Origin of the sequence: Marinobacter sp. CHS3-4 (assembly GCF_030053415.1) — a bacterium.
In the GTDB taxonomy this organism is placed as follows: Bacteria; Pseudomonadota; Gammaproteobacteria; order Pseudomonadales; family Oleiphilaceae; genus Marinobacter.
Genome location: NZ_JASGBJ010000002.1, coordinates 865,896 through 890,904 on the forward strand (window position 1 = coordinate 865,896; position 25,009 = coordinate 890,904).

General features: G+C 56.1%; 18 protein-coding genes. 10 read left to right on the forward strand and 8 right to left on the reverse strand.

What is annotated here, in order from left to right:
* Window positions 1-36 precede the first annotated feature (36 nt).
* From QLQ17_RS11930 to QLQ17_RS11945, 4 genes are read left to right on the forward strand one after another with little or no spacing between them, the layout of a single operon-like run.
* Window positions 37-1,737: a multiheme c-type cytochrome gene (locus tag QLQ17_RS11930; RefSeq protein ID WP_283209801.1), complete on the forward strand. Its 1,701-nt coding sequence runs from the start codon at window positions 37-39 to the stop codon at window positions 1,735-1,737.
* Entirely contained in the window at window positions 1,730-3,415 is a 1,686-nt protein-coding gene (locus QLQ17_RS11935) for a cyclic nucleotide-binding domain-containing protein (RefSeq protein WP_283209802.1), read from the forward strand. Before QLQ17_RS11930 ends, QLQ17_RS11935 begins: the two co-directional genes overlap by 8 nt.
* A 3-nt stretch (window positions 3,416-3,418) precedes the next feature.
* Window positions 3,419-4,228 (forward strand): hypothetical protein, encoded by an 810-nt coding sequence (locus QLQ17_RS11940; RefSeq protein ID WP_283209803.1) that lies wholly within the window; start codon window positions 3,419-3,421, stop codon window positions 4,226-4,228.
* A 17-nt stretch (window positions 4,229-4,245) separates the two neighbouring features.
* Window positions 4,246-6,030 carry a cytochrome c3 family protein gene (locus tag QLQ17_RS11945; RefSeq protein ID WP_283209804.1) on the forward strand — a complete coding sequence of 595 codons (1,785 nt, stop codon included), beginning with the start codon at window positions 4,246-4,248 and terminating at the stop codon, window positions 6,028-6,030.
* Between the two features lies 1 nt (window position 6,031).
* On the opposite strand, the gene QLQ17_RS11950 is transcribed toward QLQ17_RS11945, so the two are convergent.
* Entirely contained in the window at window positions 6,032-6,862 is an 831-nt protein-coding gene (locus QLQ17_RS11950) for a hypothetical protein (RefSeq protein WP_283209805.1), read from the reverse strand.
* Window positions 6,863-6,993: 131 nt separating this feature from the next.
* On the opposite strand from QLQ17_RS11950, the gene QLQ17_RS11955 reads away from it, so the two are divergent.
* Window positions 6,994-7,863: an OmpA family protein gene (locus QLQ17_RS11955; RefSeq protein WP_283209806.1), complete on the forward strand. Its 870-nt coding sequence runs from the start codon at window positions 6,994-6,996 to the stop codon at window positions 7,861-7,863.
* Window positions 7,864-7,887: 24 nt separating this feature from the next.
* On the opposite strand, the gene QLQ17_RS11960 is transcribed toward QLQ17_RS11955, so the two are convergent.
* Window positions 7,888-10,062: an adenylate/guanylate cyclase domain-containing protein gene (locus QLQ17_RS11960; protein WP_283209807.1), complete on the reverse strand. Its 2,175-nt coding sequence runs from the start codon at window positions 10,060-10,062 to the stop codon at window positions 7,888-7,890.
* Window positions 10,063-10,095: 33 nt separating this feature from the next.
* Complete coding sequence (locus QLQ17_RS11965; protein ID WP_283209808.1) at window positions 10,096-10,833, reverse strand: hypothetical protein; 738 nt, start codon at window positions 10,831-10,833, stop codon at window positions 10,096-10,098.
* A 92-nt stretch (window positions 10,834-10,925) separates the two neighbouring features.
* Between QLQ17_RS11965 and QLQ17_RS11970 the strand changes: the two genes are divergently transcribed.
* The 3 genes from QLQ17_RS11970 to QLQ17_RS11980 are packed head-to-tail and all read left to right on the forward strand — an operon-like array spanning window position 10,926 to window position 13,950.
* The gene (locus tag QLQ17_RS11970) at window positions 10,926-11,279 is read left to right on the forward strand and encodes a DUF3307 domain-containing protein (protein ID WP_283209809.1); all 354 of its coding nucleotides are present in this window, start codon (window positions 10,926-10,928) and stop codon (window positions 11,277-11,279) included.
* Between the two features lie 34 nt (window positions 11,280-11,313).
* Window positions 11,314-12,759, forward strand: coding sequence for a hypothetical protein (locus QLQ17_RS11975; RefSeq protein ID WP_283209810.1), 1,446 nt, complete (start codon window positions 11,314-11,316; stop codon window positions 12,757-12,759).
* Window positions 12,760-12,819: 60 nt separating this feature from the next.
* Window positions 12,820-13,950 (forward strand): hypothetical protein, encoded by a 1,131-nt coding sequence (locus tag QLQ17_RS11980; RefSeq protein WP_283209811.1) that lies wholly within the window; start codon window positions 12,820-12,822, stop codon window positions 13,948-13,950.
* A gap of 82 nt (window positions 13,951-14,032) precedes the next feature.
* Here the strand turns inward: QLQ17_RS11980 and QLQ17_RS11985 are convergent, their stop codons facing one another.
* Window positions 14,033-14,527, reverse strand: coding sequence for an outer membrane beta-barrel protein (locus QLQ17_RS11985; protein WP_283209812.1), 495 nt, complete (start codon window positions 14,525-14,527; stop codon window positions 14,033-14,035).
* Window positions 14,528-14,671: 144 nt separating this feature from the next.
* Complete coding sequence (locus QLQ17_RS11990; RefSeq protein ID WP_283209813.1) at window positions 14,672-15,172, reverse strand: hypothetical protein; 501 nt, start codon at window positions 15,170-15,172, stop codon at window positions 14,672-14,674.
* Between the two features lie 284 nt (window positions 15,173-15,456).
* On the opposite strand from QLQ17_RS11990, the gene QLQ17_RS11995 reads away from it, so the two are divergent.
* Window positions 15,457-18,216 carry a caspase family protein gene (locus QLQ17_RS11995; RefSeq protein WP_283209814.1) on the forward strand — a complete coding sequence of 920 codons (2,760 nt, stop codon included), beginning with the start codon at window positions 15,457-15,459 and terminating at the stop codon, window positions 18,214-18,216.
* A 103-nt stretch (window positions 18,217-18,319) separates the two neighbouring features.
* On the opposite strand, the gene QLQ17_RS12000 is transcribed toward QLQ17_RS11995, so the two are convergent.
* The 3 genes from QLQ17_RS12000 to QLQ17_RS12010 all read right to left on the reverse strand — a co-directional run bounded on the left by QLQ17_RS12000 (window position 18,320) and on the right by QLQ17_RS12010 (window position 23,661).
* The gene (locus QLQ17_RS12000) at window positions 18,320-19,825 is read right to left on the reverse strand and encodes a hypothetical protein (protein ID WP_283209815.1); all 1,506 of its coding nucleotides are present in this window, start codon (window positions 19,823-19,825) and stop codon (window positions 18,320-18,322) included.
* A 17-nt stretch (window positions 19,826-19,842) separates the two neighbouring features.
* Window positions 19,843-21,555 (reverse strand): multiheme c-type cytochrome, encoded by a 1,713-nt coding sequence (locus tag QLQ17_RS12005; RefSeq protein WP_283209816.1) that lies wholly within the window; start codon window positions 21,553-21,555, stop codon window positions 19,843-19,845.
* Between the two features lie 246 nt (window positions 21,556-21,801).
* A complete protein-coding gene (locus QLQ17_RS12010; RefSeq protein ID WP_283209817.1) occupies window positions 21,802-23,661 on the reverse strand; it encodes a caspase family protein in 1,860 nt (619 codons plus the stop codon).
* Between the two features lie 212 nt (window positions 23,662-23,873).
* On the opposite strand from QLQ17_RS12010, the gene QLQ17_RS12015 reads away from it, so the two are divergent.
* Window positions 23,874-24,974, forward strand: a complete 1,101-nt coding sequence (locus tag QLQ17_RS12015; RefSeq protein ID WP_283209818.1) for a sensor domain-containing diguanylate cyclase — start codon at window positions 23,874-23,876, stop codon at window positions 24,972-24,974.
* Window positions 24,975-25,009 lie beyond the last annotated feature (35 nt).

Genomic DNA, 25,009 nt, shown 5'->3' on the forward strand with positions numbered 1-25,009 from the left:
CCGGGGTCAGAAAAAATATTATTGGGATGAGAGGCTATGACGATCGCAAAAGGATTTCTGCTGTTCTGTTTCCTGGCACTTTTCACCGGCGGCGCAGCCCACGGCAACGAGTGGAACCCGGAAGACGTCATGGGTTACAAAGAGTGCGCAAAGTGCCACAAGCCTCAAATCCGGAAATGGCAGGAAACCGCTCACCACGAGACGTTCCGCGAATTTCATCGCCAGGATAAAGCCAAGCAGATCGCAGAAACCATGGGCGTAGACCGCGTCCGCGATACCGACGCCATCTGCGCAGATTGCCACTACACCGTGGGGATGGACCGGGGCCGGGAGAGGGTGATTTCCGGCATTAGCTGCGAAAGCTGCCACGGACCCGCCACAGACTGGATAGCGATTCACCAGCCCGAGGGCAATGGCGTCAAACGGGAGTACGAAGCCCCTCACGACCGTCAGGAACGTCACGCCAAGGTCCGCGCAGCCGGTATGATCATCCCCAGCGACACCTACGGCTTCGCCAACAACTGCATGGGCTGCCACCTGACCCCCAACGAGAAACTGGTCAACACCGCAGAGCACCCTGCAGGCAGCAGCTTTGATCTCATGGAAAGGCTGGAAAAGGTCCGCCATGGTCCAGAGCCCGATGCCAACGAAAAGAACATGATCAAAGTGATCGGCTACGCCGTCGAGCTGGAACACAGCCTCCGAGGCCTGGCCCAGTCCAAAGAGGCGGGTCGCTACCGCGATAAAATGCAGGAGCGGCTCTATGTCGCGCTGGCAAACCTCAACGGGCTGGCAAAATTGACCGGCGCCGCCCCGCTTAAAGGTTTGTTGTCTGAAATTCCGAAGGCCTATAACCCGACGGACTCGGCCTCACTGCTGAAAACGGCAGACCAGATCCAGAAAAAAGCCCAGAAGTGGTCCGATGATAAGATCGGTGACCAATTCACCAATGCAGTCAATCACAAACACATCGCCAGCGCCCCGGTTCCCTCGGCACCGTCAAGTCAGCCGAAAGCGCCTGAGCCTCAACCAGCGCCAGAGCCCGCCCCTAAACCGGCAGAGCCTGAACCCGCGCCGCAGCCTGCACCCCAGCCAGAGCCCGAACCTGCTCCGCAGCAGCCCGAGCCAGCAGCATCTCCGGCGGTCCAGCCTGACCCAGCGCCGACGCCTGCACCGACGGTGCCAGCAACTCCAAAGGTTGAACCCAAGCCGGCGCCCTCCAAGCCTCAGCCCCTGGTCAGCGAATTCGGCGTCTATACCCCGCAATCACGCCAGCTATGTGATACCGATAATCCCTGGTTGCTGGGCAAAGTGCCCGCGTCACAGACACGACTGGCTTCGGAGAGCTGCTTCGGTGTGGACATTCAGGCACGGCCCGGCGCCAACGTATATCTGATTTCTCAGAGCAGCGGTGCCGCGCCCTTGATGCTGTTACCGGATCCCTGTAACGCCTTCGGTGGGCCAATTGCGAAGGGACGCTATCATGTTCCAAACGCGTCAGGACAACCCACAGCGCTCAGGCTTGATCCGGGCGCCGGAGAAGAGTCTTTCCACCTGGTCGTGATCGACAACGCGGATGCCAACGAAGCATTCCAGAGCATTACATCGGCACTTCCAGACGCCTGTGGCAATTATCCCAGCCAGCAATTAACGCAATCGCTGGAGGACAGCCTGCGGGCGTTCGAAGGGAATCACTCTGACGTTGATTGGTCCGTCATCAGGTTCAGTCATGACTGAGGACAATACCCCGACTCAGATCAAGCGCCCGAAAAAATGGGATCATGCGTTCTCTGCCGAGATGGCGCCGGATCAGGTGGCCTCTCTGCTCGAGAGAGAGCCTTTCGTTTCGATGGTTCCACCGTCGGGTGATTCCGGCACAGACGCCAAGGCAGAGAAAGTACGCGGCAAGATTCAGGACATTCTTCTGAACGAATCTCGCCTGCTGAACTTTGAAAAGGACGAAGTGATCGTTCGCCAGGGCGACTACGGGGCCACGGCCTATTTTATTGTTTCGGGTAATGTCAGTGTTCTGTTCAATGTCGACAAATCCGCGCTGGGTCGCGGCCAGGCGCCCCAGAAAAGCTTATGGGCGCATGTAAAACGAGTACTGAGCAACCCGTCGACACCCGAAGCAAGAGACCCTGAGCAATACGACCCCGCCGGCGCGACCGAAGAACGCCTGCAGCAAGGCGTCTTCCTTCAGGACGTTCCCAGGGTGATTGCCGCCCAAAAGTATGATCCGGACGAAATGGGCCCGGGAGAAATCTTTGGCGAAATCGGTGCGTTGTCGCGATCCATTCGAAGCGCGACGATTATCGCAACCTGTAAAACCCAGTTACTTGAAATCAAATGGCAGGGCTTGCGGGATTTGCTTCAGGTCAGCAAACCCTTCCGGGAATCGGTGGATCGGGTTTATCGCGAACGTAGCCTTCGAAGCCACTTGCTCTCCCTGGACCTGTTCCAGAAACTTCCCGAATCCGCCTTGCAGGCCCTGGTGGATGGCGCCGAATTTGTATCGGTCGGCAAGCGGGATTGGAACACCAACGCCGGCGATACGACTCCCATCGTCAATGAGGGGGACTACGCGTCTGCCCTTCTGATCCTGCGGTCCGGTTTTGCCAAAAAAACCAAGGCCTACGGCCACTCGGAATACACCATCAGTTATCTCTCCAAAGGGGACGTATTCGGGCTCGACGAGATGCTGGGGGCCTATCAGGGGGCCAATACCGGCAACAGCTACCAGAACGGCATCGCCGCGCTTGGCTACACCGATATGATCTCCCTGCCCGGCTCACTGTGTGACAAACACCTGTTTCCACACCTGGAAGCCGAAGCATTGGGTGTGCACATAAACAAGCCCACCTCCGGTGACCCACTGGAAGACACCAAGAAAAACCAATTGATGGATTTTTTCGTCGACGAGCGCTTTATCAATGGCACCGAGACGATGTTGATCAACCTGGACCGCTGCACCGGTTGCGACGACTGCGTGCGAGCCTGCGCCACCAACCACGACAACAACCCGCGCTTTATCCGCCACGGCAAGCAGTTCGAGAACATCATGGTGGCCAACGCCTGTATGCACTGTGCTGACCCGGTGTGCATGATCGGTTGTCCGACCGGCGCTATTCACCGCAGCGAGAATGGTGAAGTGGTGATCAACGATACCACCTGCATCGGGTGCCAGACCTGCGCCAACAGCTGCCCCTACGACAATATCCGCATGGTGGAAATCCGGGATCAGAAAGGGCATTACATCCTGGACGAGCAGATGCGCCCCATCAACAAAGCCACCAAGTGTGACCTCTGCTACGACAACCCGGTATCGCCAGCTTGCCAGAATGCCTGCCCACACGACGCACTCCGGCGAGTAAACCTGGCGGATGAAGAGGCCATCAAGGACTGGTTGAAATAATTCATGACCCGGACAGTGAAACGCACATTAAAACTGCTTTTGACGGCTGCCGGTCTGGTGGTGGTGTACTTTTTGTTCGACCGGTTAACCCACACGGGGTTTCAGTTTCACTACGCCCTCGGGTGGCTGTTATTTGCCTGCCTGCTATTCCTCGTTTGCTTTAACTGGCGCAAAAAGCTCAACTTCCTGCCGATCGGCAAAGCCGCTGTCTGGGCACAGATTCACTATTACCTGGGCTTGTTCGCCCTGGGCCTGTTGCTGCTCCATATTGATACCGTCTGGCCGAACGGATGGTTCGAGCGCTTACTGTTTGTCTCATTGATGATTTCGTTGTTCAGCGGTGTCATCGGGCTGCTGGCGAGCAGGATCTACCCACCGGTACTGGTAAAACGAGGGCCACAGGTCATCTATGAGCGAATCCCCCGTTATCGAAGGGAAGTCAGGCAACAGGTTGAAAACCTGCTGACCGATACCGTGCGGGAAACCAAGCGCACGTCTCTGGCGGACTTCTACGAAGCCAAACTCGAGCCCTTTTTACTCAGCCAACAGAACTTTCTTCACCATGCCATTGACTCTCCCCGCCCCGCCCACTTCTGGCGCAGGGAGTTTCAGGCCATCCGGAATTACCTGAGCGAGGGAGAGCAGGAAGCGCTGGATCAGATCGAACAATTAGTTCAGCGCAAGATCAACCTGGATCTCAACGCCGCTCTGTACCAGATCATGCGCTACTGGCTGTTAATCCACATTCCATTCAGCTATCTGACGCTGGTACTGGCCATGACCCATGGCATTCAAATTGAGCAATACAGTTAAAGGTTGGGGCCGATAGCATGAGGCATGAAGACGATTTTGGTTTCCGCAACAGCCAATACGAACGTCCCAACCAGAAATGGGTGTGCGGAAGACAAGCGGATGGCCAGGGATGCAACATAGGCCCTGACGGAAAAGGGCAATGCCAGGCGCTGTCTGAATGCGAACCCTTCAAGGAAGGCGATCGCTGGCACTGTAACCGACCCTTCACATCCGGAGGGAAATGCGAACAGGGGCCGCTGGCAAACGGCCAATGCTGCCTCAGCCGTCCGCCCTGCAAGCCCAAACTGAGCAAGCGCGTGATAAGAGGTCGAATCGTCATGTCGGCCAGCGTTCTGGGGCTACTGATCTTCGCGTCACTGTTCCTGATGGGTAGCGACAACGTCTTCTTTTCACCCGGGCAGCTGACCTCTTCCCACGCCAATATCGATTCCTGTCAGGACTGCCACGGGGAAGCGACAGTTTTCAGCAGCGGTCATTCCAATGAGCTGACACAGCAATGCGCCGACTGTCACGAATTCTCTGAAGCGCCTCTGCAGGCGCACAATATGCGCTTTACCGACACCCTGGATGAAACGGTTTCACTTCAGTCGCAGCACCAATGCCAGACCTGTCACCAGGAACACGAAGGCGAAGCTGCCCTCAATATGACGACCGCCGGCAAAAGCTGTGCAAGCTGTCATACCGACGTACTTGAATTCCCGGGCAGCCATCCCGGGCTTGGTGACGTAGCCGCCCGGCCAGTCAGTGAACGCGCACTGGCCTTCAACCATTCGACCCACGCAAACAAATATTTCCCGGATCAGAATCAATCCGAGTTCGAATGCGCCCAGTGCCACAAGCCAGAAGCGCAAGCCATGGGTAATGATTTTGCGGTGCAGCCATTCGACCAGAGCTGCGGCGACTGTCACCAGAGCGATGTTACCGGGGAATTCTTTGATGGTGGCCTGGTGCTCTGGTCTGTGCCCGCCATCGACGAGGCAAGGCTGGGCGCTGGCCAGGAGCTACCAGAAGCCGTCTACGACGAGCAGGCTTTTGTGAGCCCGGCCCAGGCCTGGCTGTTGAACAAATTGGGCGACCCGCCGGAAAACCTGAAGGCCATGGTCAACTTCGACCTCGATCCGCTCGACACCAGTGAGTTCACTGCGATCCAGAATCAGCAGGTGGAATACTTTGTGAGGGAAAGCCGGCAATTGTTGAACGCGCTTCAGGCACCGAACAGCCGTCCGCAGGCCACAGACCCGGCGGTAGAAGCGATGCTGGCGCAGTTGAATCCGAAGCAGATGCAAACGGCCGACGCCTACTGGTTTGACGATCAACCGCTTCCGGACGACGCGCCCTACTACAGCCAGCTGAACGAAGGCGGTACCTACCTCCGTGGATTCACGCTGCGCTATCGTCCCTCGGGCCATTCAGACCCGCTGTTCAAAGCCCTGATCGAAGACCTGGTGACCGGCGAAAAGAACGCGGTAAATGAGCTGCTATTGAAAGATCTGCTGTCCGAGGAGATGGCGGGACAGTGCGGGCGCTGCCACCAGGTGAATCGGGATATGGCCGATAACAGCAATATCTGGCAACCCGCCTCACATCAAAAGCCGCTGACCAGGTTCGAGCATCGCCCACACATGCAGCCCCTGTCGGATCAGCAATGCGTTGATTGCCACCAGGCCGAACTGGATGATGCCGAACATGATTTCCAGCAGATAGAAGTTCAGGAGTGCGGAACCTGTCATCAGCCAGAAAAGGTGGGCAATGACTGCCTGCAATGCCACCAGTACCACGCCCACCCAAAGACGGAAAGCTGAATTACAACTTCGCCTGAACTTCCTCGACGGAGACGCCTTCCAGCTGCGCAAGTGCATCGAGTTGCTCCTGCACCTGCGCATTGCTGAGGGAAGCACTCTGGCCACAGAGATTAGCCACGCCGCCAGCGAGACTGTTCATTTGCTCCTTGGGCTCTTTGGCCGCCACAAGGATGAATCGAGTTTGGGCGGGCTCAGCACCGACCTGGAAAACCCCCGGCTGGGAATCAACGCCTCGTGGAAGACGCTGAACCTTTTCCGGCTCAAATTGAGCACTGTTAAAACCGAAAGGTCGACAGTTTTCAGCCAGCATAGATCGAGGATCACTGCTGTCACCCAATTTGAGCAAAAGCACCGTGGCCTGACTGGATAGCTTGAAGCGCAAACCATAACAGCCCGGCGAACCGGAGGATTCAGAGATTGACTGCTCGCCTTCCATCCAGGGCGACTGGCCATTGCAGAGGGAGTCATTGGCAGGGACCAGAACCGACAGATCACTGATCAACGAAACGTCAGCCTGTTCTTCTGACGCTGCGGCGCCATCGACTTCCCCGGCTTGCTGTGGATCTTCATCGGCGGACGCGACCTCTTCATCCGAGGTTTCTGTCTCTGGCTCGCTGACAGAAACAGACTCGTCCAAAGGCTCGGAACCTTCATCTTCGCTGGCTGAGGAGACCGGTTCGGTAGAGGAATCCCCTTGATCGGCGACCTGGGGCGCTGAGTCGGCTCCATCCTGCTGGAACACCTGACTGAGCAGAACACTGGTAATCAGCGATAGCACAATCAGGGCAACAGGAATAAGATAATTAGAAGATTTGGCCTGTTTATTGGACACAGCATTGATCCCTTAACTGTCTTGAATTCGGTTCCATTCTCTGCTTTTGTCCATCTTATAATGCCAAGCGCCTTTTTGCATTGTTGTCGCCAGGCATTTAGGCAGAGCCGAATATGAAATGACATTTGGGGATGAAAGCCATGATCAAGGAAATCATTAAAATCGGTGTTCTGTGCACTGTCGCATTCACAAGTGTGTCTGTCGCAGCCAAAGACTGCACCGAGGCACAAAACTACTTTAATGAGGGCATGGAAGCTGGCAAAGCCGGAAACTGGGCGGAAGCCAAATCACTGCTTCAATCGTCCATCGATGTGTGCGAACGATTCGATAACTGGTATCTGCTGGGTCAGGCCAACTTCTATTCCGAGTCCTATCAGGAAGCAGAAAGTGCTTACATAGAAGCCCGCAAATACGCCAAGCATGACGACCAGATTGCATTGGCGATCGCTCGCTATGCCGAGGCGCGCAATGCCATGGGCTACCACACTGAAGCCGTCAACCTGCTGCACGATGCCCGCGCACTTCATAACGACGCGCCACAGTGGATTGCCAAACTGGCACTGGATATCGATTCAGAGCTCGCCAATCAGCCGGTTTCCGGCGAATCCGTGACCCGTGCGCTGACAACCTTGCCCCCGAAGAGTTTCCACAAGTACCAGCCCAAGTACTCGCTTCGTCTGAATTTTGAGTACGACAGCGAAAAACTGGTCAACCCGGAAGCGTTTGATCCGAAAGTGATTGTGGAAGCACTTAAAAACAAAGAATTGGAAGACAAAGTATTCACGCTGATGGGGCACTCCGACGTTCGCGGCGACGAGAACTACAATGAAACCCTGTCAGAGCGACGTGCCCGCGCCATCCGTCAGGCCATCGTAGACGCAGCCCCGGATCTGGCGCCTCGCATCAAGACGCTGGGCAAGGGTGAGACAGCACCTCTGTACGAGGGCAACTCTGAGAAAGAGCACTTGCTCAACCGCCGCGTCGAAATCGCAGTGGAATAAGAACGGGGCTCTGGTACTGGCCGCTTACTTCTCGTCCAGATACCAGACGCCCTCTTCTGGCCGGAGCAGCCCCCGCTCCAGCCAGCTCTGGATTGTTTCCACATCAGCCTCGTAGCCCATCCCCGGCTCGGGGCTGACCCACTCTCCGGACTGCTCAATGGCCGCCAACCAGGCTTCCCATTTGGCCACCCTTTCAGGATTGAAGCGCTCGTCCTGACGCTCGCCCAAAGCATAGATGGTTTCCGCCTCCGAACGACCCTTTACCTTGACGCAAGCCAGTCGCCGTGTAGCAATATCCAGCTTTGCGGCCGCATTGATAAACTGATGGCTGGCAATGATGTCGCTGGAAAACTTGCGGGTCAGCCCCTCCAGACGGGAGCTCAGGTTCAATGGGTCACCCAGTATGCCGAACTTCTTGATGCCCTTTTCCGGTCCGATGTTGCCCATGGTCAGGTCGCCAAAGGCCAGGCCAATGCCAGCGCGCATACCGCTTTTTATATGAGCCTGAACCTGTTCATCCTCCAGTGCATACTCCCGGTCCCCCATGGACTGGAAGTACTCCTTCTGTAGACGGTTGAGCACCAGGGCCGCTCGCAAGGCGTTATAGCGGGCATCAGCATCGTACTTTTCAGGCCAGTAGAAGCAGACTTCATCGCCGGTGTAGCCCTCCAGCCAGGCTTCACAGTCACTTTGCACCTGCTGGGTTACCGCATCCAGATAGCGATTGATTTCCCGAAACACAATCTCGGGGTTCTGAACCAGGCTGGTGAAGCGGGTATAGCCTGCAATATCACTGATCAATACCGCGCAGGCGGTCTTCTGGCTGAAAGACATGTTGCTGACACCTTCACGCAGCACCACGTCTCGAACCTTTGATGGCAGATAGCCAGATACAATCCGCGCCTCTCGCATACTCCGATTTCGCTGAAATACCACGACCAGCCCCACCAGCAAAGCGGCAGCTAACGTTGGCCCCACGATCGGGAGCAACAAGGCAGGGAACGAGAAATACCCGATGGCGAACAACACACCCGCAATCAAAGGCGGCACCAGGAAGGCCAGCCGGATGGAGAAGCGGTAAAGCACCAGAAGCGCCAACAGAAGGCCAATCAGGTAGACACCCATAGCCGCCCAGTCCTGGAGCAGTCTGGGATGATCCTGATAGAGACGGGTCTCAATGGCGTCCGCAAGAAACTGGGGCCCAGCCGTTAACTTTGCGTCGCCATTGAACGCGGTGGTCATGGGCGTGTTATGGAAATCAATGGGCTCAAGCGGTGACGACGCCTGAAGAATAAAGACTTTGCCCTCAATCCGTGACCGCTGTGATGGGGATAACCCTGTATCACACTGGGCCAATGTGCTCAGAGGAATCAACGAACGGTCATCGCCTGTCAGAAAACTAAAATCAGCCACAAACGGGCCCTGCCGCACGCGGCTGCAGGCAACCTTGCCCTGTCCGGACACTTCACATGGCTCCGAGGCCTGGGTCAGCGCTTCCTCCTCGCTCTGGCGCCCCACATCCGGATCAATGGCGGCGACCAGCCGGTTGATCGCGTGATCGGGATCGTGGCTCAACCACCGGGATACACCGTCTCGCAAACCGGGGTCATCGGGCACGACCAGTTCATCCCTGCCCACGTGATCGGCGGCGCGATCCGCGGAAACCGAACGCCCGAATAACGCCCAGTATCTTGGGGGATCTGTATCTATGTGAGGGGGCGCGTAATAAAAGCGTTCAAATGCCTCGCTGTCCATGGATAACGGCCCGCGGCGGCCTGCGCGGCTGCTCATCAGGCCGCAGGTTCCGGAATTGGCTGTGCAGCGGGGCTGCGACCACCTGACGCGGCCAGAGGACTCGATACACTCGGCAAAGGGCAAACGGCTGTCGACGGTCAGCGGCACCCGGGCGTCCAGGAAAACCCCACTGGCGCCGGCAGCAACCAGCGTTTCGGTGGCGCGGGAGAACAGAGGAAGCATCTGGGTGCGGCCGACTTGAAGGGGAACACCGTCGTCTACCGCCACAACCCCGGCGTGCTGCCAGGCCAGCCGGGGTTTTGCGACCGATATGGCATCGTGTAAAGGCCTGTCCAGACGGTAGCCAAGGGTAAAATGCCAGACCAGCGCGGCAACCACGCTGGTCAAGAAAAGAATCAGCAACGGTCGGGGGCTGATCCAGTCAAACCTGTTATCGTTATCCATTCGATTACTGGTCCTGTTCCCGAACGACCGCTCTTAGAGATTAAATGTCTGCTCCCAATACTGCATTGCAAAGCGATGCTCATTGAAACGAAAGTCTTTCAGATTTTCTGTCAGGCATTGGGACAATGCTTCCGGGTGGTCATGCTCGCTTCTCAATTCGAGTTGCTCAATCTCGCCGGATTGGCTGATCAGCCAGGATAGCTCAACCGCAGTTTCCGATTCCTGGAGATTGGAACGGCAATCAGCGACTTTCGGCTTCATCTGTTTCACGCCGAAAGCAATGTCTTCCTTGTAGTTGAACGGGAACATGCCAGACGCTTCGCGGGTCGACACCGAGGTGGTTGCAGTGGGCGTTGCGCCATCATTCATCGCAACCGCGACGCTGGTGGAACAGAACATTTGGGGGGCGCCATCCCCTTCACAGCGATACAGATTGCCATCCCAGGCACAGGTCGTATCCGCAGCAGCATGCCCAATATCTGCTTTTTCTGGTGCAACCGTCAGACGAACCGGCTGCTCACCGTTGTTGTCACACACCAGCTCCTGCCCTCCAGCGTCAGGGCGTGAATACACAATCCTGCCCCAGGGCGACAGTTCCACGACCTGTTTACCCGGTGATGCTTCAGCGCAGCCTTCAACTTGATAGCCCTCGCTCTGCTGTGCCATCAATTCCCAGCCCGTATCGCAGCTGTCAGCGGCGTGAGCCGACGCGACACCAAACAGGCTGAACGCGAATATTGCTACTATGCTGAAAAGGCGTTTGGTTTCCATAGACAACCCCGGTAGTCAGTTTTGAAATGGCGATTCAAAAGTCGGCGATAGACCGTCTAAACTATAAACAAAAGACGGACAAAGGTTAGAACATGGACTGGATATTGGCTCATTTCATCGGAGATTATCTGCTACAAAACGATTGGATGGCAAAGGGAAAAAAGAACAATCCGGGCATCTGTCTGGTCCACGTCGTGTGTTACATGTTGCCCTTTCTGTTTACCGCGTTCGCCTGGTGGCAGCTCCTGCTGATTGCCGTTCAACACTTCTGGCAGGATAGATCAAACTTCGTTGCCTGGTATATGAAAACCATGGGCAAGACCGATTTCATGAAGGCGCCGTTCACCCCCTGGTCCTACATACTCATGGACAACCTGTTTCACATTGTCTTTATTGCCCTGGTCGCCGCCCTGCCAGGTTGGTGGTTGGCCGTGATCCAAGCCTGATTTCATTCGATCTTTCGTTCAGGGAACCCATAACATGCAATGGAACCATCTCAACCGAATTCTGGCCGCGTCTCTTCTGGTCTTCAGCGCACAGGTCGCCGCCGACTGCGACTACCTTGATGCAACACCGCAACCTGACTGGGTGACCCAGCCTAAGGCGCCCGAGGGGTTCTATACCGGCATCGGTTCGGTTCGCATCGAGGACGATGATTTTGCAGGCAGCGTCCCGATCGCGAAACAGCAGGCCATTTCAGATCTTGCCGCGTCTATCAAGGTCAGAGTCCAAAATCAGTTAACCATTACCGAAGCGATGAACAGCAGCGGGGAAAGTACCCGCGACATGGAATCACTCTCCACCCTCACCGTTGATAACACGCTCGAATTTGTTGAAGTGGACGAAATCTGGCTGGACCGGGAGGAGTGCATTCTCTGGGCTCGCGTGAAAGTAACGGAAGAGTCTGTGACCAAGCAGAAAGAAGCCACCTACGCCCAGCAGCTCTACACCGAATTTGATACAGCCCTGGACAACACGGACAATCCAAATCTTTCCTTTTCCGACCGCCAGGACTCGCTGAATACAGCCACAGACCTGCTAAAGCAAATCGCTTTCGACGCATTGCCAAAGGTTCAGGCCAGCACCGCACAGTCCCAGCTTCAGGCGGCTCAGGACCGCATGAATCAACTTGCGCAGACGTTCAGTGAAGGCAAAGCGCTGCTTGAAAACCTGCGCCAGGCCAAGCTCAACTACAACAACGCAAAAAGTTCGGATGCCCGTGCAGAAGCGGCCATGAATGCCAAGCAGATCGGCATGCGCATACAGCAAATCGCCCCCATCAATCAGCAACTAGGCCTTGCGGAGCAAGCACTGTTCGAACTTGCCGACATTGACCTGGCAAGCAACAACAATTGCGCCGCCCTCACCCGCCTGCAGACCATTACCAATAGCAGCCAGAACGATGCTTATCGGTCGCAGGCAGAGGAGCAGCTGTCATCGCTTGAATGCTCGGCGGAAGGACGCAGACAGGCGGCCGTCAGGAATACCATCGAAGCCCAGAATATCCGGCTGTGGTGTGGCAGCCAGACCGGTGGACAACTGCAATACTGGGCCAAAGCCTGCGACAAGATGCGGGAGTGGGTAAACGAATTCGGCGGCGTTGTGGTGTCCAGCAAGAAAGTCACGCCAGAGCAGCTTGATAGCCTGGACAGCTTCGAAGGTAAGGACGGAGCGCTCGACTTTATCGTCTACGCTGGCGGCGAAGTTCAGTCACGGGATAACCCGTCCAACCCCAACGGCAAAGACTATCGTTTTTCCGGCGATGTGACCCAGAGCGCCCACAACCCGAACACAACATTGATGATTGATCGCTTCAATGGCATGACAGGCTGGAACCCGGTTGGCGAAGCCTTTGCTCTGGACCTGCTGGCGATCAACCTGGTGAAACGGTTTGAAGTGAAACTTGGCGGTGCTCTGACGCCCTAGCCCAAGTCGCGATGTTTCGATCATTGAAAGGAAGCCTCTGGAATGTATAGAACTGACAAGATGAACAGAACGTTTAAAGGACTCAGCGCTGCGCTGCTGTTCACCATTACCTCACTGCTCAGCGCCAATGCCCTGGCTGCCAACTTTGAAAAAGTTGCCGTCATGGTGTTTCCGCAAAACGAGGCCGCCGAGCGCTTTGCCAATAACGCGCAGAGCCATCTCGAAATGATCCTATTGGACAATGGCATTACCGTGCTGGACAAGGACGAAGCGGAGGCCCTGAAGAACGGCTGGACCCAACTCGAAGACCCGGGTGCACTGATCACCGCAGAAGACTTTGTCGAAAATGCAGACAAATATGCCATCGACGGCATACTCAGGATCTACCTCAACCTGGATGTGCTGCCATCCATCGCCAACAGCTACAGCGCCACAGCCCAGGCAGACATCCGGTTTGTGGATGAGCAGGCCAACGTCGAAGCGGCCGTTACCAACCCCATGGGAACACGAGGCAACCCGCCATCCGACGGTTTATCCCCGAGTTCCGCCAGTATCAACGCAATTTACCGGGCACTGGAAGAAGCGGCACAAGCCGTCAACCTGGACGTATTTGGCAAAACACAGCCGCGAGCGTTCAAATACAAACTCACCGAAACCACTGACACGCCAAAGATGGCCATGAAAGCGCTAAACCGCCCAACCGACAAGCATGAGGGCAAGGTAGAGCTGTTTGATTCAACCTGGAAATGGGAAGACGCCTCCTGCGCCAGCGAGTCCCCCAATGGAAACATGATCGCCGTGGCGGGCTATGTCACTGAAACCGGCAGTGGCATGAGCCGCAGCTGGTACTCAAGGCTGCACATCTATGATGTCGTCAACGAAGAAACCCCTTACGTATTCGACGCCTGGCCAAAAGGCACAAAACCCAAGCGTTTGGGTGGCACCTCGCAGTTCCTGGATTGTGGCTTCATGGGCAGCTGGCGTTTTGCCGTTGCGATGAGCGGCAACTATGTCTTCCTGTGGGATACCGAGCGCGGTATCGAAATGTCCAAGCACCCGCATAACTTCGAATTCGATCGAGGCGATGAGCCAAGGCTTAAAATGGGCGGCGGCGACAAAGAGACGTATTTGAGTGTCGAGGATGAGGACGGCGAAGAAGCACGTTACTACAAGGTCGAAGTGGCTGAGTGATCCGTTGAATGGCGGGATTCTGGAAAACCCAAGGCCCATGTGCGGCATTCGCGCATGGGCCTCGGAAATGTAGTGGCGGGTCTCAGAATTTGACGCTAAGACCAACAGCCAGCGTAGAGATAGTGATATCGAAGTCGGAATCCACTGCCTCCAGGCGACGATATTCACCGAAAACAGACGTTGTTTCAGAAATGAAGGTTTTCACACCTCCCTTTAACTGAAGGAAATCGGTGTCGTCCTGATCACCGAATGACAGAGCGTAAGAACCGCCGACGTAGGGAATCAATTCCGAACGCGGTGAGAACAGATAGTCAGCACCGAACGTAAACTGGCCTGAGGTAAAACCTTCACTCTCAAACATGCTAATGCCAAGAATGCCCTGCAGATTGTCAGTTAACATCTGACCACCGGTAAACAGCAGAAAGGTGGTTTCGGAATCGGAGAAGTCTGTTTCCGTTTCCTGGATAGACAGTGAACCTGAAATTTCTGTATCACCCTTCAAAAGCTCGGCGTTTGCATTCATCGCGCCCAAAAGAGCAACACTCGCTAGCCCAATCGTAATCTTTCGTGAAAACATACATCTTCCTCTATTTTTTCTCTCTCGTCTGTCCCTGAAATGAGTATCCCTGGCGTCCTTGCACGAATGGCGCATCCGTTTGAATGCGTCTGGGGATCGGGTTCAAACGTCTGGTTCTTCAGCCAATGCTGCGAAACCCAACGTTCAGAATTCTGCAAACTCCGAGTACAGTTCCTGCTCTTCCTGCTGGCTCAGTTTCAGCTGTGTGCCCTTGGCGATCGACCGGAAGGTACTCTTCATTTGCGTCTGATTCAGTACCATCATGGCGCACAGGTTATCCTTGCCATCCAGCTCCACCACTTCTATCCGCTCGGGCTGGGTGTTGGACAGCACCTGATCCGTCACCAATTCCGCTGACTGTGAAAAGTGCTGGCTGCTTCCGGTGGCCGTTTTTTCACTGTAGAGCTTGTCGACGGCATTCACTCGGGTCTCCAGCTTCTGGGCCAGATCACGGCGCGCCAGGGCCGTCGCCATATTCCGGGACATGGCCATATCGTTGGCCATTGGGGCACAGCCCGTCGCTGCCAGACCGGCGCTGCTTTTCGGGTTCATGACCCAATCCGGAATGGAAGAGCTGGAGGGGCTGGAGGCGCAGGCGGTTAAGCCCAGGATAGAAATCATCGTCAACGGCAGAATAACTTTCATGTTGCTTGGCTCCTTGTACACAGATCCTTCAAAACTTTGTACATCAGGTCTCGTTATTCTTTATAGATGGACAACGCAAACATTTGAAACCGTTTATATCTGCAATTCGGTCAGACTTTCTCACCGATCACACCGCATCCATGCCTGACTGTCTGCGCCTATATGACAATCTTCCGGTCATGAGTTATTACTGTTTGTAGGTTCTCAACTGTCCGTCCAATGTAATCAACGGGACAGGTCAGCCGTCTGATCTGGATTACAAAGTGTTAAGGGAAGAATAGCACATGCTTGAACTATTAAAACGCACCGTCCTGATCGCCATCGTGTTTCTGGCAGCGGGTGCTCAGGCACAAGGCCAGATGGCGTTGAAGTACCATGGTGACAACCATCTGGGGGCTATTCACGACATTGCTGTCGACCTTGAGCGCGCTTTCATCTACAGCGCCGGGAACGATGGCGTTATCAAGCAGTGGTCACTGGACACGGGCAGTCAACTGACCAATCTGTATCCGCCAGACATCAGTGGCAAGGGTGGCCGGCTCAATGCCATTGCGGTTCGGCCACAGGACGGCCTGGTGGCCGCTGGGGGCAATCTTCGTAACAAACGGGGTGACGCTCTTGTTTTCCTGCTTTCCAGCCGGCAGAAGTTGCTGGGCGCGCCCCTGACAACCAGCGATACCGTTACCCGACTGGCAATCTCCGAACAGTCTCCGGATCAGCTTGTCGCGGGAACCACCACCGGACTGGAAATCATCAACCTGGGCAACCGGAAAACGATCAAACGAATCGATCTGGGGGCTCAGGTTACCAGCATCCTGGCCCTTGAATCCGGCCAATGGGCCGTTGCAGACAGCAGCGGCGTTATCCAGCTCTTCAACAAGAACTGGTCTCCGGTACAAAAGGCAAAACTGCCCTTTGGCAACGGCATTGCCAGTGTGGCGGCCGATCCCACGGGGCAATATCTGGCACTCAGTGCCATCGGTAAGCCGGATATACGCATCATCAATGCCCGCACCCTGGACGATGCATTCTCCATCAAGCTCGACAAGATCAACCATGGGGATCTGGCGCAGCTGTCCTGGACCGATGACGGCACTTTGCTCGCCTCTGGCAGCTTTGGGCCAGGCAACAGCATCGGGTTGGTCAAATGGTCCGGCGATCAGCTTGGCAAGCGGCAACTGGGCACTCTGGACCGGAGACGAACCAGCCGCTTGATTGCCCTGCCCGATGGCGATGTGCTGTTCGCCACCCATCGCCCGTCCATCGGCCGCATTGGCCCTCAAGGGCAGAGCCGCTATTTGAGCCATTCCCGTCTCACTGACGCTCCCTACAGCCGCATTGAGCTGGATCGCAATGCGGATCTCGCGCTCAACCTTTACGGCGACGACGGGTCGATACAGATCAATCTGGACAGAATGGCGTTACAGGCCAGTCGCAATCTGACCGAACCAGGTGCCCGTGAAACGCTGCCACGGGTGGTAAACCAGACCTTTTCACTGAAGGGCGCCTCGTTTTCACTGGCAGACGGAGAGCGGCTGAGAGCCCTCACATCCGGGCCAGACAAAGCGTTTGTTTCCAGTGATTTCGGCCTGCGCGGGGTTTCCTCGGGGGGCCAGCAACTCTTCTCAAGGCCGACCCAGGCAACCGCGTGGGACCTGGCTTACGACCGCTCAAGGGACTATCTGTTCACCCTGGAAGCGGACGGCGTGGTACGCCTTTATAACGCCAGCAATGGCAAGCACCTGCTCGATCTGATCGTTAACCGCAAAAACCAACAGTGGGTCGCCTACACACCCAGCGGCTATTTCTTCAGCTCAGGCGCGCCGCGCCAGATGCTGGCCTGGGTGGAAACTCAGAGCAAAGACAAGCTTGCCGCGGCCTTCGACATTACGCTGTTTCAGCAGCAGTACTACGATTCGAACCTGATGCAGAAACTGGGCAAGCAAGCGCCTGAAGTACAAAAGCAAAAAGACTCGGTGCCCTCCAAGCTGCCACCGCAGGTAGAGATCGTTTCCCACGACGCCACCGCGCTTTTCTCTGAACCCGAAGTTGAGCTGACCTATCGCCTGACTTCGAAAACAGCGGTCAGCGACGTAAAGATTCTGGTCGATGGCCGCCCACTGCCTGACACCAGGGGGCTATCGCGCAGCAAAGACACCAAACGTGAAATCGAGCGCACGGTAAAAGTTACTTTGCCCAGCAAAGACAGCGTCCTTAGCGTGGTTGCGATAGCCGACGGCCTGAGCTCCTCCCCGGCGACGGTCAAGTTCGTGTGGACCGGCGTACAGGAGCAGAACGTCATCAAGCCCCGGCTGTACATGCTGGCCGTGGGTGTGTCTGACTACGACAACGACGAATACGACCTCGCTTACGCCGCCAAAGACGCCAAGGACCTGGCCAACACCATCCGCAAACAGGAAGGCCAGCTGTATCGCAGTGTTGAGATCAAGGAACTAGCCAATGCCTCCAGAGACGAAGTTTTGGCCGGGCTGGAGTGGCTGAACAAAGAAGTTACCGCCAGAGACGTCGCGATGATCTTCATTGCCGGACACGGCATTAACGACAACACAGGCGACTACTATTTTGTGCCCTCAAACGGTGATATCGAAAGCCTGACCCGAACCAGCGTCTCCTACTACGAGATCCGTAAAACCCTGAGCAACCTACCGGGCAAAACCGTTCTTTTTGCCGATACCTGCTTCTCCGGCAATATTCTGGGTGGCATGCAGCGCCGTTCGATTGGTGACGTCAACCGCGTCGTCATGGACCTGACCGGTGCCGACAATGGCGTGGTGGTGTTTGCCTCTTCCTCTGGCCGGCAGTATTCGCTGGAAAACCCGTCCTGGGGCAACGGCGCATTTACCAAGGCGCTGATTGAGGGCCTGAATGGCAAAGCGGACTTCTTCTCCAAGGGCGTGATTACCGTGAACACTCTGGACGCCTACATTGCGGAACGGGTCAAAGGCCTGACCGGCAATCAGCAGACACCCACCACCAGCAAGCCCGACACCGTGAGCGACTTCCCGCTGGCGATACTGCAATAACAGAAGGCCCACTCGGCAGCCCCAAAAAAAAGCGCCCATCCAAGTGGGCGCTTTTTTATTTCGGCTTCAGGGCCAATGCCCGATGCCGTTCTGATCGCACAATCTAGAATTTACGCTTCAGTTCAATCTTCGCGCTGACAATGTTTCTGTCCTGCGTGCTGTCCTGATCGTTTTCCAGCGTGGCGCCGGTCACGTCAAACCGGGCCAGCCAGGCGCGGCTCAGGTTGCGCTGGTAACGCACACCCACGCCATACTGATTGCCCTGGTTGATCGTATCGGTGGCGTCTGAATCCTGACGGATCGATGCGCCCACTTCCACGACCAGCTGCTGGCTCAGATCAAACAGATAGGAAACGCCAATGGCACCGCCGTAAACGTCGTTGGCGTTGGCATTGAGAGACTGAAAACCCGTCAGCGCATCGCCCTCGAACACAATACCGGTGTTTTTCAGAATGCCACCAGCACCGGCACCGCGTGCCAGCGACTGCGGGTTGTCCACGCCAACAAAGAAGTTGAAGTAGGGAACCAGCGTGGACGGCAATTCGGTGATCAGGGAGTTCTCCAGCAGCAACACGGCGCCTGTAGCGGAGTCGTTGGCTTCTTCATCCTGTCCGAAGTTACCGATCACCCGAATGCTATTGGACAACCAGCCGAAATAACGCTTGGTAAACGCCACAGTCACGTTGTGGTAGTCGTGGACGTCCTGATTGCTCTGGTCATCCACGAAGCCGTAGCCGATTTCCCAGTAGCCCTGATTGGCTTCAAGGAAGGCAGTCGTACCGAAGACGGCGGTATCGTCTTTATCAACGACACCGTTCAACGCATTTACATCGTCGAAGCCGGCAAAGAAGGTCACGTCGTAGTTCGAGATATTCAACGCCTTGCTGTTCTGCGCGGGAATGGTGACTGCCAGCCCGGTGAACGCATCGTCTACCCAGATGCCGTTCTGGAAAAACAGGGGCATCAGACCAAACGCGAACGGCAAGTCCCAGGACTGGTATTCCCCCGTCGCGCCCGTCACCAGGTAACCGAGGTCACCCTCGAAAAACAGAGAATCGAACCGGAAGTCGCTCTCGAACTCCTCTTCGTCCTTTGTTTCATCGTCATCGTTGCGCACGATTCGCGTAAAACGGTTGCGTTCTTCCAAGGGCGTCAGCTTAGCGTGAATACGCTCGGTGCCGGTCAGGCGCCAGTCGAGTTCCAGGTTCAGCGTAGTCGCAAGGCGCTGCTCGCTTTCAACGTCGTTGTCATTATAAGCAGCGGCCGTGCGCCAGTCCCCATAGATGGCGAACTCGTGGTTGACCGGGTTTTTCTTGCCCAACCAGTATGAGGATTCATTGATCATCCCCACCCCGTAGATGGGATTACCCAGCTCTAACAGCGCTCGCGGATTTTCATTCTCGGATTTGTCACCGTAGATTTTCAGCTGCGCTTCGTAGGAATAGTTCTGCTCCGGGTAGACCGGACCAGAACGGAACACGTCACTGGAGTGCTCAACTGTCTTGGCCTTGTCATCCATGTCGACGCCTTCCGCAGACACCGCCACGCCCGAATAGCTGGCCAGAAGCAAGGTTGCCGCCAGCACGTTCGTTTGCTTGTAAATAGTCATCAAACCGGCTCCCTGGCTCATTTCACTTCAAATTCAACGGTGTAGGGATGAATGTCGATCATGTTCTCATTCATCGCCTGCTCCATTTCGGAAGTCGCGCCGACAAAGCGCATGAAATAAATCGGCTCTGCCCTGCTTCGCGTACGAACGGCCAATTTGTAGGTACCCGGCTTGGTCATCAGGTCACCCGGTACAGAATAACTCGCTTTCTTGTTGCCCAGCGGAGGAATACTGCGGCTTTCCATCCGTACCAGCGGCGGATGGTTCATGACCGTTACCGGTTGAGCGGGCGGTCTCAGGAACGGCAACTGGTCGATATCAAAGTTCACCGGCAGATACATCTCACGGTCGGTGCCCTTCACATTCGTGGTCAGGAACTTGGTCTGCAGATTGAACAGCTGGTCATCGTGTTCAATCTTGCCAGCACGCACATCCAGCGAATGCAGATCCGCCATGTCGCCATTGCTGTCGACGTAGCCAGACTCCCAGATGTTGTTGCCGTCCGGATCGATCAATGCAACGTTCACCCAGATTTCCGGCTGGGCACCCAGGGAGCCAGACGGCACGTTGTGGCCAGAGTTGGTGTTGTACATCACGTAGTGGAAATCGAGATCGTCACCCACGCTGGGGTCGTCGTCGAAGAAAGGCCCATCCATGTGGGTACCGTTTTCCATGACCTGCTTGCGGGTCTTGTCGCGATAGGCCAGCTTTCTCTGGTTGTCTTCGATGATCCAGCGTGCATCTTCACGGTCGATCGGGTCCGCCCAGACGTCGGGGAACTCGTAATCATCCGGCACTTCGTCCTCGAATTCCGGGGTACCCCAACCGGCACGGTAGTCAAAGGCCAGCCATTCTTTGATGGTCCAGCGTTTGGCGTCCGGGTGATGGGGGAATATTCCCGGGTGGGCGATGGAGTAGCCGGGGCCATAGAACGAATGGTTTTTATGATCCCGCTCTTCCCCAACCGGCCCGGTAATCAGCTCGGCTGCATGCGCACGCTCGTAGCCGGAAGGAACGCCCGGCACCCTGCCCATGTGGCACTGCTGGCAGGAAACGCCCTGTTCATGGGCGGGGGACGCGCGATACTGGTCCCAGACCACCTCAAGCTTGATGCCGAGGTTTACCGCCACCTGGTGGCAGGAGACACAGAATTCGGATTTTTCCAACTGTTCAAACTCGATGGCGTCCTGATGAATTTTCATCCCCATGGTGTTCGGGTCACTGGACGTGGTCACCGAGTGTTTGCCTGGGTTAGCCAGGATTTCCTGCAAAGGCTCTGACTTGTTAGCTCCGTAAACCGGCTCTGTGATGCCGCCCGGTACCATGCGGCGGGAACCATTCACCTTGCCGTATTCCACGTTCACCCGGTGGCAGCTGACGCAGGTCACACCCTCGCGGGAAACCGGGTTACGATCCCAGGCGTCTGTGGCGCGAGACTCACCGATGGTGGTACCAACGCCCTGGTGACAGCGTACGCAGAAGTTGCCGATGGTGGGTGCAAGGGAGTTAATCGCCTGCTCGAACTTGTGGAACATGGGAGAAAGGCCGGCGTAGGCATGGGCCGAGGCGCTCCACTCGTCGTAAATTCTCTGGTGACATCCCGCACATTGATCAGCGCTGGGGTACATGGTTTCAGAGAAAACCTCGGCGTGAGGATCCTCTTCCTGCGCCGATACGGCGCCTGCCCCGAATGTCAAAACCGCCAGCAACAGAGCCCCGAGCACTGTCATGCTCCAATTCTCGTTTCTGACAGAAGACACGCGGCGGCGGGAACTACTGGGGCGATCGACCTTCTTCCCTAAGCAAAACATGATTTCTTCCCTCTCACACATCTCATCTTTATCTTCTGAGCATTGCGCCCAAAGTCGTATGATTAATTCTTGTTAACCTATAGTACAGAAAAACCGCTTTTGCCTAGCGAACCGGCAAGTCGATTTAAAAAAATTGGCCTGGTTCTGCCGCACACTTGCCGGGTTTCAGGGCTGGCGAGCCGTCAACAGAGTCAGGTCAGTCACGCCTTTTGACATGGTCGACCCGGCCAGCAACTCCCGCAGCCGGGTGCCCATTGAGCTGTCATAAGCGAACTGGGCATTTCCCACCAGGGATTGATAGGTCTCGTGCGGGTCGTTCAACACCACAAAATGCACCACATCGCGGCCGTAGGGCTCGGTAACCTGCATCAGGTCGGTGAACGAAATCTTTGACTGACTGGCAACGCGCTTGGCCTCAGCGTCAGTGAAGGGGTATATCACGTTGACCGTGCCATCCGACGTGTAATTCAGAATCATCAGATACCCGCCGTCAGGCAAGCGGACATCAAGCCCGATGAGTTCGCCAGCCACCGCAGCACTGCCACGGGCCAGATCGCTGAACCCGGCCTCGATGCCCATGCCACGGGCACTGTCGCGGGTTTCTGACAAAAGTTTTTGCAGCCACCGTTCGTAAACAATCTGCTGCTCAATCGCCCCGGCATCCACCTGGCTCAGGCTCCTGACCAGCTCGCCGCCGCGGTCGACCACGTGAAGACCGCCACTGGCGCCTGTTTGCGCGTTGCCTGCCATAAAGCCAACGTCGTACCTGTCGGAAACGAACTGCACGCCGGACAGGCCCGCCAGATCGCTCTCGTCGATGTTCAATGCCGGATCAACGTAAACCTTGAACCCGGATGCCTGTGGCGCGGGTTTTTCAACGGCAGGCTCGGGCGCGGCAGCCGAAGACGCCTGAGTTGGCGCCTCAGTTGGCGCTGGAGTGGGTTCAGGTTGCGCCACTGCAACCTGCTGTGTGGTCGTGTCTTCAGCTGATTGCGGCGCGGGTTCCTGTTGCGCTGGTTCTTCCTGCGCGGGTTGTGCGGGGTTATCAAACAAGAACACGCTGCGCTGAGCCAGGCGATCGTCATCCTGCTTGACGGCAGGAAGCCCCTGGGGCGTGTGATTGAATCCCCGGCGCTGCATCAGCGATTGCAGCGATTGACGCAGCTCGGCGTAATTGACGCTGCCGTCTTTGTTCACATCCGCCGCTTCCGGCGAACTCATAAACCTGAGCAGCGTGTCCGTGAAAGCACCGTGAGGGTTATTATCGAAGGTGTCGTACTCTTCGATCATGCGCTCTGGAATGTCCTGAGCTTTCTCATGCTCGCCGGACGCCCCCAGATAAAAGACATTTTTATAGGGATAGACAACCTCGTCCCCGCCCTCGTCTTCCCAGGTGGTTTCTTCAGAGGTATCCAGATCCGCTCCGAAGCTGCGGGGCACCAGCTGGTTCAGGCTGAGATGGCGGGTGGGCAAAGGCTCTTTGCGAAACGCGCCACGAACCGTATTCCCCGAATAGCAGGCATCAATCGCTACAAACAGGTGCCGGCCGTTGGAATCAAACTGTTCGAAGCGGGGCCGCAGATCGTCACGGCCCACCACCAGCTTCTCCACCAGCTCCTGGCGGCTGGTTACCCCGGCAATATCATAGGGAATAAAGGCGCCACTGGTGGTGGGCAACGGTGCGCGGATCTCGTAATCCTGGGCGCTGGTGCCGTGACCACTGAAGTAAATGAAGACGTTATCGCCCGGCTCTGTGCGGGCGTACAAAGCGTCTATCGAGGAGAGAATCCGGTTCTTGGAGGCCTCTTCATCAAGCAACACCTGGACTTCGGATTCGGCGAAATTCCATTTATCCATCAAGACGGTTTTTAAAGCAGCCACATCGTATTTAGGGCCTTCCAGTGGCTGAGCCGGATAATCCCCCACGCCAATCAGCAAGGCATGGTTTTTTGCCGCTGCAACCGATGTGAACCCCATCGCCAATCCGACAAAAAACAGAGTTCTGTACTTTTTTAGAGTGTCCATCTTCAAAATATCCATCGAATGCCATCCCTTGTATTGCAGCAGATATTGCGGCTGATAACGCATCAGAGCCCCGCCCTGTCTGATCCCGTTCGCCCGTCTACTATCAACTGTCTAATAAGGGTATAGATGGACAAAGAACCGAATTCAATCAACATCCGGTATCCACGCGTTCAATGCGACCACTTGCGATTTCCCCACGTTCAGGTTATCAAGTGGCGACAACAGACAATTACGACGGTGTCACGGAACACAACCATCTTATGCCACTTTCGCCAGAAGGCTCACTCGACCTGCAGGATCTGATTGAGCACGCCCGCCGCAATGAAAAGATTGCCCGGACGCTTTTCGAGATTGAAGTCGAGGTCATGAACCTCAGCGATAGCGCCAGTTTTCTGGACCGGCTGACCGCCCTGGTGCGCACCCGATATGCCCTCGACGAGGTTTGGCTGGTGTTGACCGAGATCGACACCAACAACCAGCTGTGCGCAGCGTTGGCAGAACAGGGCGCACTGACGACACCCCTGAAAGTCCCCGCCGTCGATTTCATAAGGCACATCGGCGATACACGCCTGCCAGTTTTGCTGGACCAGCCCAAGCGCTATCGCCAGTTGATTCCCCCGGAAATCCGGCAAACGATAGGTTCGATGGCGATTCTGCCACTGATCATGGAAGACCGGATTGTCGGCGGCCTGTGCCTGGGAACCCAGGATGCAAGCCGCTACCAGCCAGACATGGAATCGTTTTTTCTGGAACAACTGGGGGTGAAAGTGTCGATCGGGCTGACCAGCGTCTGGGCCCGTGAACAACTGCGGGAACTGGCCACGCGAGACCCTTTGACCGGGCTACGCAACCGCCGTGACCTGGACGACGCCATCGGCCAGGGGCTGAGCCGCTCCCGCCGCTACGGCCAGTTGCTATCGCTGCTGTTCATCGACCTGGACGACTTCAAGAAAGTAAACGACACCTACGGCCACGATTGCGGCGACGCTTACCTGTGCTTCATTGCCAACGAATGCCAATGGCTGTTGCGGGAGGATGATTCGGTTTACCGATTCGCCGGGGACGAATTTGTTGTGCTGCTGCCAAACCAGAACCTGGAGTCTGCCCGCCTGATCGGCCAACGCCTGACCGAACACTTTCAACAGACCGAATTCCACTGGCAAAACCACCAGTTTAAGGCACGATTCAGTTGGGGCGCCGCCAGCTCGGAAGAGCCCGGTTTGAATGCACCTTCCAGCTTGCTTCGCATGGCGGATCAACGGCTCTACGAGCAGAAACGAATGCAGAAGGCACAAGCCCAAAGCAACATCTGATACAAGGTTACACAACGCAGCACAGGTAAACCGAA